Annotated in this window: 15 protein-coding genes; 5 read left to right on the forward strand and 10 right to left on the reverse strand. The window is 68.8% G+C overall.

The window, feature by feature from the left end; genetic code table 11:
• Positions 1-59 precede the first annotated feature (59 nt).
• A complete protein-coding gene (locus tag ACZ5Z2_RS09960; protein WP_464758387.1) occupies positions 60-1,508 on the forward strand; it encodes an amino acid permease in 1,449 nt (482 codons plus the stop codon).
• 436 nt (positions 1,509-1,944) lie between these two features.
• Here the strand turns inward: ACZ5Z2_RS09960 and ACZ5Z2_RS09965 are convergent, their stop codons facing one another.
• Positions 1,945-2,277 carry a high-potential iron-sulfur protein gene (locus ACZ5Z2_RS09965; RefSeq protein ID WP_464758388.1) on the reverse strand — a complete coding sequence of 111 codons (333 nt, stop codon included), beginning with the start codon at positions 2,275-2,277 and terminating at the stop codon, positions 1,945-1,947.
• Between the two features lie 165 nt (positions 2,278-2,442).
• Here ACZ5Z2_RS09965 and ACZ5Z2_RS09970 point away from each other — a divergent pair, with 165 nt between their 5' ends.
• From ACZ5Z2_RS09970 to ACZ5Z2_RS09985, 4 genes are all read left to right on the forward strand, one after another.
• A complete protein-coding gene (locus ACZ5Z2_RS09970; protein ID WP_464758389.1) occupies positions 2,443-3,090 on the forward strand; it encodes a methylthioribulose 1-phosphate dehydratase in 648 nt (215 codons plus the stop codon).
• Complete coding sequence (locus ACZ5Z2_RS09975; RefSeq protein ID WP_464758390.1) at positions 3,087-3,647, forward strand: 1,2-dihydroxy-3-keto-5-methylthiopentene dioxygenase; 561 nt, start codon at positions 3,087-3,089, stop codon at positions 3,645-3,647. The genes ACZ5Z2_RS09970 and ACZ5Z2_RS09975 overlap by 4 nt, the downstream gene beginning before the upstream one ends.
• Positions 3,648-3,723: 76 nt before the next feature.
• Positions 3,724-4,410, forward strand: a complete 687-nt coding sequence (gene mtnC, locus ACZ5Z2_RS09980) for an acireductone synthase (protein WP_464758392.1) — start codon at positions 3,724-3,726, stop codon at positions 4,408-4,410.
• A gap of 12 nt (positions 4,411-4,422) precedes the next feature.
• Positions 4,423-5,436, forward strand: a complete 1,014-nt coding sequence (locus ACZ5Z2_RS09985; RefSeq protein ID WP_464758393.1) for a C13 family peptidase — start codon at positions 4,423-4,425, stop codon at positions 5,434-5,436.
• Positions 5,437-5,445: 9 nt separating this feature from the next.
• Here the strand turns inward: ACZ5Z2_RS09985 and hisIE are convergent, their stop codons facing one another.
• The 9 genes from hisIE to ACZ5Z2_RS10030 form a co-directional block, all read right to left on the reverse strand.
• Positions 5,446-6,069 carry a bifunctional phosphoribosyl-AMP cyclohydrolase/phosphoribosyl-ATP diphosphatase HisIE gene (hisIE, locus tag ACZ5Z2_RS09990; RefSeq protein WP_464758395.1) on the reverse strand — a complete coding sequence of 208 codons (624 nt, stop codon included), beginning with the start codon at positions 6,067-6,069 and terminating at the stop codon, positions 5,446-5,448.
• Between the two features lie 199 nt (positions 6,070-6,268).
• Positions 6,269-7,042 carry an imidazole glycerol phosphate synthase subunit HisF gene (hisF, locus tag ACZ5Z2_RS09995; RefSeq protein WP_464758397.1) on the reverse strand — a complete coding sequence of 258 codons (774 nt, stop codon included), beginning with the start codon at positions 7,040-7,042 and terminating at the stop codon, positions 6,269-6,271.
• A complete protein-coding gene (gene hisA, locus ACZ5Z2_RS10000; RefSeq protein ID WP_464758398.1) occupies positions 7,036-7,764 on the reverse strand; it encodes a 1-(5-phosphoribosyl)-5-[(5-phosphoribosylamino)methylideneamino]imidazole-4-carboxamide isomerase in 729 nt (242 codons plus the stop codon). Before hisA ends, hisF begins: the two co-directional genes overlap by 7 nt.
• Positions 7,761-8,351: an imidazole glycerol phosphate synthase subunit HisH gene (gene hisH / locus ACZ5Z2_RS10005; protein ID WP_464758399.1), complete on the reverse strand. Its 591-nt coding sequence runs from the start codon at positions 8,349-8,351 to the stop codon at positions 7,761-7,763. Before hisH ends, hisA begins: the two co-directional genes overlap by 4 nt.
• Complete coding sequence (gene hisB, locus ACZ5Z2_RS10010) at positions 8,351-9,418, reverse strand: bifunctional histidinol-phosphatase/imidazoleglycerol-phosphate dehydratase HisB (RefSeq protein WP_464758400.1); 1,068 nt, start codon at positions 9,416-9,418, stop codon at positions 8,351-8,353. Before hisB ends, hisH begins: the two co-directional genes overlap by 1 nt.
• Positions 9,415-10,545: a histidinol-phosphate transaminase gene (hisC, locus tag ACZ5Z2_RS10015; protein WP_464758401.1), complete on the reverse strand. Its 1,131-nt coding sequence runs from the start codon at positions 10,543-10,545 to the stop codon at positions 9,415-9,417. Before hisC ends, hisB begins: the two co-directional genes overlap by 4 nt.
• Positions 10,542-11,849: a histidinol dehydrogenase gene (gene hisD, locus ACZ5Z2_RS10020; protein WP_464758402.1), complete on the reverse strand. Its 1,308-nt coding sequence runs from the start codon at positions 11,847-11,849 to the stop codon at positions 10,542-10,544. Before hisD ends, hisC begins: the two co-directional genes overlap by 4 nt.
• 13 nt (positions 11,850-11,862) lie before the next feature.
• Positions 11,863-12,756 (reverse strand): ATP phosphoribosyltransferase, encoded by an 894-nt coding sequence (hisG, locus tag ACZ5Z2_RS10025; protein ID WP_464758403.1) that lies wholly within the window; start codon positions 12,754-12,756, stop codon positions 11,863-11,865.
• Positions 12,753-13,088 carry a YerC/YecD family TrpR-related protein gene (locus ACZ5Z2_RS10030; RefSeq protein WP_464758404.1) on the reverse strand — a complete coding sequence of 112 codons (336 nt, stop codon included), beginning with the start codon at positions 13,086-13,088 and terminating at the stop codon, positions 12,753-12,755. Before ACZ5Z2_RS10030 ends, hisG begins: the two co-directional genes overlap by 4 nt.
• Positions 13,089-13,165: the final 77 nt, after the last annotated feature.

The raw sequence follows: 13,165 nt of genomic DNA on the forward strand, positions 1-13,165 counted from the left end.
GCCGTTCGCCATACCGCCGGCACGACTTGCGTCGTGCCGGTTCCACGTTTGGAAGCACCATGCTCAAGCAACTGCTCGCCCGCAAGATCGATTTCTCCAGCGCCGACGGCTCGCACGGCATCGGGCTGAGGCGCACGCTCGGCCCCTGGGGCATCACCGCGCTGGGCATCGGCGCGGTCATCGGCACCGGCATCTTCGTGGTCACCGGACAGGCGGCGGCCGAGCATGCAGGCCCGGCAGTGCTGATCTCCTTCATGCTTGCGGCGATCTGCAGCGGCTTCACCGCGCTGTGCTACGCCGAGTTCGCCACGCTGATCCCGATCTCGGGCAGTTCCTATTCCTACGCCTACGCCACGCTGGGCGAACTGATGGCCTGGTTCATCGGCTGGAACATGGTGCTGGAGTACGGCATTTCCGCTTCGGCTGTCGCAGCCAGTTGGACCGGCTATTTCACCAGCCTGCTGGACAACATCGGCGTCCACCTGCCGGTAGCGCTTACCGACGCGCCGCTTGCCTTCACCGACGGCCACCTGGTCGCCACCGGCCACCTGATGAACCTGCCTGCGGTGGCCATCGTGCTGGCGCTGACCGCGCTGTGCTACGTCGGCATCAAGGAATCCTCCGGCCTCAACGTTTTGATGGTGGCGCTGAAGGTTGGCCTCATCATCATCGTGGTGGTGGCCGGCTACCGCTACATCAACCCGGCCAACTGGCATCCTTTCATTCCCGCCAATGAGGCACCAGGCAAGTACGGCTGGTCGGGCATCATGCGCGGCGCGGCGATGGTGTTCTTCGCCTACATCGGCTTCGAGGCCACCTCCACCGCCGCGCAGGAATGCAAGAACCCGCAGCGCGACCTGCCGTTCGGCACCCTGGTGTCGCTGGTGATCTGCACCGTGCTCTACCTGGCGATGGCGGCGGTGCTGACCGGCCTGATTTCCTACACCCAGTTGGGCACGCCCGAGCCGGTGGTCACCGCCATCAAGAACATCCCGCAGCTCGGCTGGTTGCGCTGGATCGTGGAGATCGGCGCCCTGATCGGCCTGTCCTCGGTGATCCTGGTGATGATCATCGCGCAACCGCGCATCTTCATGATCATGGCGCGCGACGGCCTGCTGCCGCCGGTGCTCGAACGCATCCATCCGCGCTACCGCACGCCGCACATCAACACGGTGATCACCGGCATCGGCATCGCGATCCTCGCCGCGGTGTTCCCGCTCGACCTGCTGGCCGACCTCACCTCGATGGGCACGCTGATCGCCTTCGTCGCGGTGTGCGCGGGCGTGCTGATCCTGCGCTATACCACGCCGCAACTGCATCGCGGCTTCCGCGTGCCGTGGGCGTGGGTGATCTGTCCCGCCGGCGTGCTGAGCTGCCTGGCACTGCTGAGCTTCATGTCCTGGTTCAACTGGCTGCTGATGATCAGCTGGACCGCGATCGGCCTGGCGATCTACTTCGGCTACGGCTACCGGCACAGCAAGCTACGGCGCGCCCAAGCCGGCGTCTGAGCCCGAAAATGCATTGAAATGCATCGAAAGTCGCTCATTTTCGATGCCGGGTATGAAAAGTGACGGATCCGGCGGCAGCATGGAACAATGGCTCTCCTGCGCCGGAAAATCAAAAAAAAATCCTTGCCCTTTAATGATTTAACGTAATATTTCCGAAAGAGTCTCGACTATCCACAGCCCATTCGCCCCGGCCGGGGGTATGATCCCCAGTCCGAGGGTTGATCACTTGGCAGTGGGCCCCGGATCGCCGCTCGGCGCGTCAGGTGGGTAGCTCCTCAGCCTGACGCGCCGGGCAGCACTTTTCCCGCCGCGCCTCCCCGCACTCCACGACACCCGCCACATCGACCGCCGGCGCGACGGCCTGTGCGCCACGCGCAAAAGAAAAGGCCGGCAACGCGTGCCGGCCTTTCGTGTGGATCGCCGATGCGAAGCGCGATCACTTCGCCTTCGGCGAGTGCGACACGCACCAGCCCTTGGCGTTGACGGACTTGCCCGGAAACAGCGCGCAGGGGCCGTAGCCAGTCGGGCCGCCGGAATAGAACTGGCAGTTCGAGCAATCGTCGCCCGCCTTGTGCTTGGCGTTGGTGGTCTTGCTGGCGTCTTCCACGTAACCCAGCGCCTTGGCGGTGGGATCGGCATCGGTCACGTGCGGCAAGTCGGCGGCGCGCGCAAAGCGCGGCAGGCCGCCCAGCACCGCCGCGGCCGCCGTGGTGCCGGCGGCCAGCTTGAGGAAGCGGCGACGCGATTCGTTGTTTTCGTCGTGCGACATTGGAAACCTCCGTCGTTGGGAAGAACCTCCACCGCGTGCGCGATGGAACCGCCCGCCATGCTACGCCCGCCGCCTCATCCGAGGCGCGAATGGATCGCATTCGGGCGAGGCAGGTCGCCGCACCGCGCATGGTATGATTCCGCCTTCATTTGGACGTCCATTTGCATGAGCCAGCAACTGCCCGACTCGATCCCGCCCGACCTGTTCGCCGCACGCGCCGACGCCATCGCCGACGCCGCGCGCGAACTGGCGCTGGCCGGCTGGACTCCCGCCACCAGCAGCAACTTCTCGATGCGCGTCGACGCCGATCATGCCGCGATCACCATCTCCGGCCGCGACAAGGGCAAGCTGGGCCGCGACGACATCATGCTGGTGGACATGCAGGGCAAGGCCGTGGGCACCGCGGCCCGCCCCAGCGCGGAAACCGAACTGCACACCCAGGTCTACCGCCGCTGGCCGGAGACGCAGGCCGTGCTTCACACCCACTCGCGCACGCAGAGCGTGGCGTCGCGGCTGTTCGCGCGCGACGGCGTCATCCGGCTGGAAGGCTGGGAGCTGCAGAAGGCCATCGCCGGCCACACCACGCACGAGAGCGTGCTGGAGATCCCCGTCTTCCCCAACACCCAGCACATGCCGGAGCTGGTGGCGCGCGTCGAAGCCTGGCTGGACGCCGGCAAGCCGCTCGCCGCCTACCTGATCGACGGCCACGGCATCTACACCTGGGGCCGCGACATGGCCGAGGCGCGCCGCCACCTGGAGGCGCTGGAATTCCTGCTGGGCTGCGAACTGGATCTGAGGAGACTCAACGCATGAGCCGTCTGCGCATCTTCGACGAAAACCGCCCCGAGACGCCGCTTTCCACCCACGCCGAGCATGCGGCCATCGCCCGCGAACTGGGCAAGGTGGGCGTGCGCTTCGAACAGTGGGCGGCCAACCAGCCCGTTGCGCCCGGCGCCAGCCAGGACGAGGTGATCGCTGCCTATCGCAGCGACATCGACCGCCTGATGCGCGAGGAAGGCTACCAGTCCGTGGACGTGATCAGCCTGAAGCCCGACCACCCGGATCGCGCCACGCTGCGCCAGAAGTTCCTCGGCGAGCATACCCACAGCGAGGACGAGGTGCGTTTCTTCGTGGCCGGCGCCGGCCAGTTCACCCTGCACATCGAGGGCAAGGTCTACGACGTGCTGTGCGAAGCGGGCGACCTGATCGGCGTGCCCGACAGTACCCGGCACTGGTTCGACATGAGCGAGGCGCCCTATTTCGTGGCGATCCGCCTGTTCACCAACAAGGACGGCTGGGTGGCGAACTTCACCGGCAGCGACATCGCGCAGGGTTTCCCGCGCATGGAACCCATCGCTACCGCGGCCTGAGCCTTTCTCTGGGCGGAAGAGGGGCCGCACCCAAGGCCGGGGTAAACTGGTCGCCCTGTCCCCCGCTCCCACGGCCATGCCCGAAATCCGCGCCATCGTCACCGACATCGAAGGCACCACCAGCTCGATCAGCTTCGTCAAGGACGTGCTGTTTCCCTACGCGCGCAAGCGCCTGCCCGCCTTCATCGAAACCCACGCCGACCGGCCCGAGGTACAGCACTGGCTGCACGAGGCCGCGAAGGAAGCCGGCTACATCGAGGCCAGCCGGCAGGAAGTGATCGAGCTGCTGCTGCGCTGGATCGATGAGGATCGCAAGTCCACCGCGCTGAAGGCGCTGCAGGGCATGATCTGGCAGGAAGGCTACGAGGCCGGCGACTACCGTGCCCACGTCTACCCCGAAGTGGCCGCGCGGCTGCGCGCGTGGCGTGCCGACGGCCTGCGCCTGTACGTGTATTCCTCCGGTTCGGTGCCAGCGCAGAAGCTGTTCTTCGGCTACAGCGAGGCAGGCGACCTCACGCCGCTGTTCGCCGGCTATTTCGACACCGAAACCGGCCCCAAGCGCGAGCAGGCTTCCTACGAGAAAATCGCCGACGCCATCGGCGAGCAGCCGCAGCACCTGCTGTTCCTCTCCGACATCGTCGAGGAACTGGACGCCGCACAGGCCGCCGGCTTCCGCACCGGCTGGCTGCTGCGCCCGCCGCAGGCGATGCCCGCCGAACCGCGCCATCCCGCCTACGCCGATTTCGACGCCATCACTGCCTGAGCCCGCCACCGCATGCGTACCGCCCTTACCGCCCTGCTCGCCTTCGCCGCCGGCGTGCTGATGATGCTGTGGCTGCCCGGCCACGCCACCCCGCCGCCTGCCGCCGTCGCCACGATGGCCGCCAGCAGCAGCGTCGCCTCCGCCAGCTCCGCTGCCGATACCGGCGAGGACAGCGAGGGCGACGCCAACTGGCCGCAACAGGGCCCCACGCCCGAGCAGGTGCTGTACGCGCAGCCCAAGATGCTGCAGGACGAGCTGGCGAAGCTCGGCCCGCGCGTGCCCGGCAAGCCCAATCTCTACCTGATCGCCTTCGCCGGCGACGGCAGCCAGGACGTGTTCCGCAACGAAGCCGAATACGCCGCCAAGCTGTTCCGCCAGCGCTTCGGCCCCAGCACCCACGCTCTGGTGCTGGAGAACAACCCGGCTTCGCTCTCCACCCATCCGCTCGCCGGTTGGAACAACCTCGAAGCCGCGCTGGCCGGGCTTTCGAAGGTGATGCAGCCCGACGACATCCTGATGCTCTACGTCACCACCCACGGCAGCGACGACCACGAGCTGCTGGTGGACATGGATCCGCTGCCGCTCGATCAGATCGGCGCGCAGGATCTCGCCGAGATCCTCAAGGAGCACCCGTTCAAGTGGAAGGTGGTGGTGGTCAACGCCTGCTATTCCGGCGGTTTCATCCCGCCGCTGGCCACCGCAGGCACCCTGGTGCTCACCGCCGCGCGCACCGACCGCAGTTCGTTCGGCTGCGGCAGCGAATCGGATCTCACCTATTTCGGCCACGCCTGGCTGGTCGATGCGCTGAACCGCACCGACAACTTCATGGATGCCTTCGACCAGGCCAAGGCCGAGATCGCGCAATGGGAACAGCGCGACAAGCTCACGCCTTCGGAACCGCAGAGCTACGTCGGCGACGGCATCGAGGCGCAACTGGATGCATGGCGCAAGGGCATCGTGCCGGGGCCGGCCGTGCGCTTCATGCCGGCGCCGCCGGCGCCCGCCGCGACCACGGCGAATCCCTGAGGCACCGCGTCAGCGCGCGGCATGGCGCCGCGCCAGCACCTCCGCCACGTCAGCCAGCGACAGGCCGCGCGCACGCAGCAGCACGGTGAGGTGGAACAGCAGATCCGCCGCTTCGCCCAGCAGATCCTCGTCGCCCTGCACCACGGCGGCCAGCGCGCTCTCCACGCCCTCTTCGCCCACCTTCTGCGCGATGCGGCGCACGCCGCCCTCGAACAAGGTCGTGGTGTAGCTGCCCTGCGGACGCTCGGCGTGGCGCCGCGCCACCAGCGCGTCGAGTTCGGCGAGGAAGCCCAGCGGTGGGCGCACGCCGTCGCCAAAGCAACTGGACGTGCCGTTGTGGCAGGTCGGCCCGTGCGGTTCGGCCTGCACCAGCAAGGTGTCAGCGTCGCAATCGGCGCGGATGGATTTCAGCGCCAGCACGTGGCCCGAGCTTTCGCCCTTCGTCCACAGCCGCTGCTTGCTGCGACTCCAGAAGGTGACGTGGCCGCTGCGCTGCGTCTCCGCCAGGGCATCGGCGTTCATGTAGCCGAGCATCAGCACTTCGCCGCTCAGCCAGTGCTGCACGACGGCGGGCAGCAGGCCGTCGCCCTTGGGCCAGTCGAGGCGGGAGAGGTCGGTGTTCACGTCAGTCATCGGGGCACCTGTTACCGGCCTGCGCCGGGGCTTGCGGAAAGACTCGGTTCTCTACCGTCATTCCGGCGAAGGCCGGAATCCAGTGTCTTTCACGCCACGATGAAGCTTCAGAAGCACTGGATTCCGGCCTTCGCCGGAATGACGAGCTGAAAGCGCCAAACTCCGGCTTTCGCTGGAATGACGAGCGGAAAATCATCGGCTAGGGAATGCGTACTGCGACACCCTGCCCTTGCAGGTAACGCTTCAACTCGGGAATCGCGATCGCGCCCGAGTGGAACACGCTGGCGGCCAGCGCGCCGTCCACATCGGCCTCGGCGAAGGCATCGCGGAAATGCTCCGGCGCACCCGCACCGCCCGAGGCGACCAGCGGCACGCGGCACAGCGCACGCACCGCGCGGAGCTGTTCGAGATCGTAGCCCTCCCGCACGCCGTCGCTGCCCATGCAGTTGAGCACGATCTCGCCTGCGCCCAGGCGCTGCGCCTCGGCCACCCAGTCCAACGTGCGGCGTGCCAGCGCGCGCGTCTTCGACGGGTCGCCGGTGTACTGGCGCACGCGCCATTCGCCGTCGGCGTCGCGCAGCGAGTCCACGCCCACCACCACGCACTGCACGCCGAAGGCGGCGGCGAGTTCGGCGATCAGCTCCGGCCGCTCCAGCGCGGGCGAGTTCACCGACACCTTGTCCGCGCCCGCATGCAGCACGGCGCGCGCGTCCTCCACCGAGCGGATGCCGCCGGCCACGCAGAACGGGATGTCGATGACGCGGGCGACTTTTTCCACCCAGCCGCGATCCACGCTGCGGCCTTCCGGGCTGGCGGTGATGTCGTAGAACACCAGCTCGTCGGCGCCCTCGTCGCGATAGCGCAAGGCGAGATCCACGATGCCGCCCATCGCCACGTGGTCGCGGAAGCGCACGCCCTTGACCACCTGGCCGTCGCGCACGTCGAGGCAGGGGATGATGCGATGGCTCAGCATGCCAGTGCCTCCGCCACGGTGAAGCGGCCTTCCAGCAGGGCGCGCCCGAGGATCACGCCGCGCGCGCCGGCCTCGCGCGCCGCGCGGATGTCGTCCAGCGAGCGCACGCCACCGGACGCCTGCACCGCCAGCTGCGGCACGGTATCGGCGAGATGGCGGTACAGGTCGAGGTTGAAGCCGGCCAGCATGCCGTCGCGCTCGATGTCGGTGCACAGCAGGTGGCGCGCGCCGCGCGCGGCGTACCAAGGCGCCAGTTCGTCCAGCGTGCCCGTTTCCGTCTCGATCCAGCCCGCACTGGGCAGCGTCCAGCGACCGTCGATGCGGCGGGTGTCGAGTGCAAGGGTGATTTTTTCAGTGCCGTATTTCTCCAGCCAGCCGGCCACGCGATCCGGATCGCGGATCGCCACGCTGCCCACCACCACGCGCGTCACGCCGGCATCGAACAGGCGTTGCAGGTCGGCCTCCTCGCGCACGCCGCCGCCGGCCTGCACCCGCATGCCGTCGCGGGCGATGGCTTCGATCACCGCGAGGTTGTCGAGCTTGCCCGAACGCGCGCCGTCCAGGTCGACCAGGTGCAGCCAGCGCGCACCGGCTTCGGCGTAGCGCTGCGCCACGACGCGCGGATCATCCGGATACGTGGTCTGCTGCGCGTAGTCGCCCTGCTTCAGGCGCACCACGCGGCCGTCGCGCAGGTCGATGGCGGGAATGACGTCGAAACTCATAGTTCGAGAAAATTCCTGAGGAGCCTGGCGCCCACGGCGGCGGAGCGTTCGGGGTGGAACTGCATGCCGTGGAAATTGCCGTGTGCGACCACGGTGGAGAACAGGCCGCCGTAATCCGCCGTGGCCAGCGTCCACTCGTTCGCCGGTACGGCGTAGCTGTGCACGAAATACGCCTGCTCACCTTCGGACAGTCCGCGCAGCAGGGGATGCTCGCGTTGTGCGGACAGGCCGTTCCAGCCCATGTGCGGCACGCGCAGGCCCGGCCGTTCGGCGAAGCGGCGCACCATGGCCGGGATCAGGCCAAGGCATTCGGTGTCGCCTTCCTCCGAATGCGCGCAGAGCAGTTGCATGCCCAGGCACACGCCGAGTACCGGCTGGGTCAGCGAACGCATCAGCTCGATCAGGCCCAGTTCGCGCAGCCGCGCCATGCCCGGCCCCGCCGCGCCCACGCCGGGCAGGATCACCTTGTCGGCGGCACGTATCGCTGCGGCATCGGCAGTCAACGCCGCATCCACGCCAAGGCGCTGCAGCGCGTAGCGCACCGAACCGATGTTGGTGCCGCCCGCGTCGACCAGCGCCACGGCCATTACAGCGCTCCCTTGGTGCTGGGCAATTCGTCGCCTTCGCGGCGGATCGCCTGGCGCAGCGTGCGCGCAACCACCTTGAAGCAGGCTTCCACCATGTGGTGTGCATTGTCGCCGCGCACCGCGAGGTGCAGGTTCGCGCCCAGCGTCTCGCACAGCGAGCGGAAGAAGTGCGGCACCATCTCCACCGCCACCTCGCCCACGCGCTCGCGCGGGAAGCTGCCTTCGAACACGAAGTACGGACGGCCGGAAAGGTCGAGCCGCGCCTCCGCCTCGCTCTCGTCCATCGGCAGGCAGAAGCCGTAACGGGCGATGCCGCGCTTGTCGCCCAATGCCTGCTTCAACGCCTGCCCCAGTGCCAGACCGCAATCCTCGACGGTGTGGTGCTCGTCGATGTGGATGTCGCCGTCGCAGGAAAGCTCCAGCGCGAAGCCGCCGTGCTTGCCGATCTGTTCCAGCATGTGGTCGAAGAAGCCCAGCCCGGTATGCACCTTCGGCTCGGCCACCTTGTCCAGGTCGACGCGCACGGTGATGCGGGTTTCCCTGGTATTGCGCACCGCTTCGGCGATGCGCGGCGCGTCCAGCACCTGGTGCGCCACCTCGCTCCACGCCATGCCCTGCGGCCCCACGCGCAGGCCGCGAACGCCGAGGTTCGCGGCGAACTTCAGGTCGGTCTCGCGGTCGCCCACCATCGCGGAAGCCGCGCGGCTCCAGCCATCGTCGGCAAGCCAGCCGCGCATCAGGCCGGTGCCGGGCTTGCGCGTGTCCAAACCCTCGTGCGGGAAGCTGCGGTCGATCAGCACCTCGCGAAAGCGGATGCCCTGCGAGGACAGGATGCGCAGCAGCAGCTCGTGCGGGCCATGGAAGTCGGCCTCGGGGAAACTCGCCGTGCCCAGGCCATCCTGGTTGCTCACCATCACCAGCTCGTAGCCGGCGGCGACGAAGCGCTGCAGCGCGGCGATCACGCCCGGCAGCAGCGCCAGCTTCTCGTAGCGATCGATCTGCTCGTCGGCCGGCTCCTCGATCAGGCAGCCGTCGCGGTCGACGAACAGGATCTTCCGCTTGTTCATGCCGATCCCTCGACAAAACCCCGGCCATCCATGGCCGGACTCTTCAGAAAAGCCGCTTCGTTGACGGCGGCCTTGCCGGAAGCCAGCACGGCCAGCACCTGCGCGTTGTCCGCCGGCGCGCCGATGGTGATGCGCAGCGCATCGCCCAGGCCCGGATAGCGGCGCACGTCGCGCACCACGATGCCGGCCTCGAACAGGCGGCGATACGCGGCCTCGGCATCGTCGAAGCGCACGGTGAGGAAGTTCGCCTGCGAAGGCAGCACGCCACGCACGCCCGGCAGGCGGGCCAGCGCCGCGCGCATGCGCGCACGCTCGCCGCGCACCACGTCGATGTGCGCGCGTGCGTTCGCCTGGCCCCAGCCCGACAGCGCGAGCAGGGCCGCATCCACGCTGGGTAGCGGCAGCGGATACGGCGGCATGATCCGGCGCAGCAACGCGATCACGTCGGGATGCGCAAGCAGGCAGCCGATGCGCGCACCGGCCAGCGCCCAGGCCTTGGACAGCGTGCGCAGCACGGCGAGGTTGTCGTAGCGATCCAGCAGGTCGGCCACGCTGCCTTCGTCGGCGAACTCCACGTAGGCCTCGTCCACCACCAGCAAGGCGCGGCCGTCCAGTGCGCGCGCCAGCCGCTCGATGTCGGCGCGCGACACCACGCTGCCCGCTGGATTGTTCGGCGTGCAGACGAACACCAGCTTCACCGCATCGGTGACTGCGGCGAGCACGTCATCCACGTCCAGCGTGAAGTCGCGGCGCAGCGGCACCTCGACCACGCCGGCATCCTGGATGCGCGCGCATACCGCATACATGCCGAAGGTGGGCGGCTGGATCAGGATGGCATCGCGGCCGGCGCGGCAGAACGCGCGCACCAGCAGGTCGATGGCCTCGTCGCTGCCGCGGCCCACCAGCAACTGTTCGTGGCGCACGCCGTACAGTCGCGCCAGCACGTCCAGCAGCGCTGCTGGCTGGGGCTGCGGGTAGCGGTTGCAGCCCGCGCCGGTGTCGCCGGTGGGTGCCCATGCCGATTCGTTGGCGTTGAGCAGCAACCGGCCGCCGCCGGCTTCCATGCGCGCGGAGGAATACGGCTGCAGGACGCGGATTTCCGCACGCACGAGATCGAGCACGTTCATGACATGGACTCCAGTTCGGAAAGCCGCAGCGTCACCGCGCGGCGATGCGCTTCCAGTTGTTCGGCAGCCGCCAGCGTGGCGGTGCACGGGCCGATCGCGCGCAGGCCGTCGGCGCTCAATTCCTGCACGGTGATCTGTTTCTGGTAGCTGGCCACCGACACGCCGCTGTAGCTGCGCGCGTAGCCGTAGGTAGGCAACACGTGGTTGCTGCCGCTGCAGTAGTCGCCCACCGATTCGGGCGTCCACGCGCCGAGGAACACCGAGCCGGCGCTCTCGACGTGCGCCAGCAGCGCGCGCGGCGCGGCCACCTGCAGGATCAGGTGCTCGGGCGCGTAGCGGTTGCTCACTTCCGCCGCCTGCGCCAGCGACGACACCGAGATCAGCCGGCTCTGCGCCAATGCCTGCCGGGCGATCTCCGTGCGCGGCAGTTCGGCGCACTGCCGTTCGACTTCCATCTCGACGCGATCGAGCATGGCCGCGGACTCGCTGACCAGGATCACCTGCGAGTCCGGCCCATGCTCGGCCTGCGACAGCAGGTCGGCGGCGACGAAAACCGGGTTGGCTTCGGCATCGGCGATCACCAGCACTTCGGACGGCCCGGCCGGCATGTCGATCGCCGCGCCGTCCGGTTCGGACGACACCTGCAGCTTGGCCTCGGTGACCCATGCGTTGCCGGGGCCGAACAGCTTGTCGCACTTCGGCACGGACGCCGTGCCATAGGCCATCGCCGCGATGGCCTGCGCGCCGCCCAGCTTGAACACCTTGTGCACGCCGGTGAGGCGCGCGGCGTACAGCACCGCGGCGTCGCAACGGCCGTCGGCGCGCGCGGGCGAGCACAGCACCACCTCGCGGCAACCGGCGATGCGTGCAGGCACGCCCAGCATCAGCGCGGTGGAAGGCAGCGGCGCGCTGCCCGCCGGCACGTACAGGCCCACGCGCTGGATCGGGCGCAGCATGCGCTCCACCCGCACGCCGGGCGCGGTGTCCACGCCCACGGCCTGCGGCGCGGCGGCGCGGTGGAAGGCTTCGATGCGCGCGGCGGCCTCGCGGATCGCCGACTTCAAGGCGGGAGCCAGCGATGCCTCGGCCTCGGCGAACTCGGCCTCGCCGGCTTCGAGTTCCAGCAGCGTGCAGCGGTCGTATTTCGCACTCAGCTCGCGCAGCGCTTCGTCGCCGCGCGCGCGAACGGCCGCGATGATGCGGCCCGTGCCTTCGCGCAGTTCCGCCGCACGCGACTGCGCCGGCCGCGCCAGCGCCGCGCTGCGGCCCGGTTCGTCGAGCAGATCCCAATCGATCCGTTTCATCGCGGCCGGCCCTTCATGCGAGCATCTTTTCCACCGGCAGCACGAACATCTCGCGCGCACCGGCCTTCTTGATCTCTTCCAGCTGGCGCCAGCTCACCTCGCCCGCGCACAGCGCCTGCAACATCAGTTGGTCGGGTTGCCCGGCCACCGGCAGCAAGGTCGGCTGCGGGCCGCCGGGCAGCAGCCGGGTCACCGCATCCAGCGCGGCGCGCGGGGTCTGCAACAGCAGCAGGCGCGACTCGCGCACCTGGATCACCCCGTCCAGCCGCTTCAGCAGCAGTTCGACCAGGTCGCCGCGCTCGTCCGCCGGCAGGTTCTGCGGGCCGGCCAGCACGGCCTCGCTCTCCAGCAACACGTCGGCCTCGCGCAACTGGTTCGCCACCAGGGTGCCGCCGCTCTGCACCAGGTCGCAAATCGCGTCCGCCGTGCCCAGCTTCGGCGCGATCTCCACCGAGCCGGCCAGGGTCACCACGCCGGCCTCGACGCCGCGCTCGCGCAACCACGCGCCGAGCAGGCCCGGATACGAGGTGGCGATGCGCTGCCCGGCGAGTTGCGAGGGTTCGCGGTAGTCGAACTCCTGCGGCACCGCGATGGACAGCCGGCAACGGCCAAAGCCCAGCGGGCGCAACTCGGCCAGCGGCTCCTGCCCGCGCCCGTCGGTGAGGCGGAATTCGTCGAGCACGTTGCGGCCCACGATGCCCAGCTCGCATACGCCCTGCGCGATCAGGCCGGGGATGTCGTCGTCGCGCACCAGCAGCAGATCCACCGGCTCGCCCTCGCCGAAGCAGAACAGCTTGTCGCGGCTTTGCCGGAAGGTGAGGCCGCAGCGCTTGAGCAGCTCCAGCGCCGGCTCGGTGAGCCGGCCGGATTTCTGCATCGCGATGCGCAGGCGGTCGCGCGGCTTCATGCGCGCCCCCTCTTCGCCGCGGCGCGGCGGCGCGATGCGCGCGCTGCCGCGGCGAGATAGCCGCCGTTGCCCTGGTTGAGGAAGCGCGCCACGCGGCCGATGGTGGTGATGCTCACCGCGGTGCGCTCGTGGATCTCGCGGTAGGCCACGCCGTCCAGCAGGTACGGCACCACGCGCCAGCGATCCACCAGCACCTCCAGTTCGGCCGGCGTGCACAGGTCGCGCAGGAAAGCCTCCATTTCCGATTCGTCCTTCAGCGACAGCAGCGCCTGGCAAAGGCTCTGCTCGGCCGACTCGGCAGGCGTTTCGGGATCCAGCGATCGACGTTTCATAATGTATTAACGCGTTAGTACATTGGATAGGCATTGTAGGCGGCGGAAGCGCCCGGCGCAAGCCGAGGGCGGCGCGG

This window comes from Rhodanobacter sp. G1, from assembly GCF_055397855.1.

Excerpts from the sequence above, each read along its gene's own strand:
- ACZ5Z2_RS09960 (WP_464758387.1), top strand. The coding sequence starts at position 60 with ATGCTCAAGCAACTGCTCGCCCGCAAGATCGATTTCTCCAGCGCCGAC.
- ACZ5Z2_RS09965 (WP_464758388.1), bottom strand. The coding sequence starts at position 2,277 with ATGTCGCACGACGAAAACAACGAATCGCGTCGCCGCTTCCTCAAGCTG.
- ACZ5Z2_RS09970 (WP_464758389.1), top strand. The coding sequence starts at position 2,443 with ATGAGCCAGCAACTGCCCGACTCGATCCCGCCCGACCTGTTCGCCGCA.
- ACZ5Z2_RS09975 (WP_464758390.1), top strand. The coding sequence starts at position 3,087 with ATGAGCCGTCTGCGCATCTTCGACGAAAACCGCCCCGAGACGCCGCTT.
- mtnC (WP_464758392.1), top strand. The coding sequence starts at position 3,724 with ATGCCCGAAATCCGCGCCATCGTCACCGACATCGAAGGCACCACCAGC.
- ACZ5Z2_RS09985 (WP_464758393.1), top strand. The coding sequence starts at position 4,423 with ATGCGTACCGCCCTTACCGCCCTGCTCGCCTTCGCCGCCGGCGTGCTG.
- hisIE (WP_464758395.1), bottom strand. The coding sequence starts at position 6,069 with ATGACTGACGTGAACACCGACCTCTCCCGCCTCGACTGGCCCAAGGGC.
- hisF (WP_464758397.1), bottom strand. The coding sequence starts at position 7,042 with ATGCTGAGCCATCGCATCATCCCCTGCCTCGACGTGCGCGACGGCCAG.
- hisA (WP_464758398.1), bottom strand. The coding sequence starts at position 7,764 with ATGAGTTTCGACGTCATTCCCGCCATCGACCTGCGCGACGGCCGCGTG.
- hisH (WP_464758399.1), bottom strand. The coding sequence starts at position 8,351 with ATGGCCGTGGCGCTGGTCGACGCGGGCGGCACCAACATCGGTTCGGTG.
- hisB (WP_464758400.1), bottom strand. The coding sequence starts at position 9,418 with ATGAACAAGCGGAAGATCCTGTTCGTCGACCGCGACGGCTGCCTGATC.
- hisC (WP_464758401.1), bottom strand. The coding sequence starts at position 10,545 with ATGAACGTGCTCGATCTCGTGCGTGCGGAAATCCGCGTCCTGCAGCCG.
- hisD (WP_464758402.1), bottom strand. The coding sequence starts at position 11,849 with ATGAAACGGATCGATTGGGATCTGCTCGACGAACCGGGCCGCAGCGCG.
- hisG (WP_464758403.1), bottom strand. The coding sequence starts at position 12,756 with ATGAAGCCGCGCGACCGCCTGCGCATCGCGATGCAGAAATCCGGCCGG.
- ACZ5Z2_RS10030 (WP_464758404.1), bottom strand. The coding sequence starts at position 13,088 with ATGAAACGTCGATCGCTGGATCCCGAAACGCCTGCCGAGTCGGCCGAG.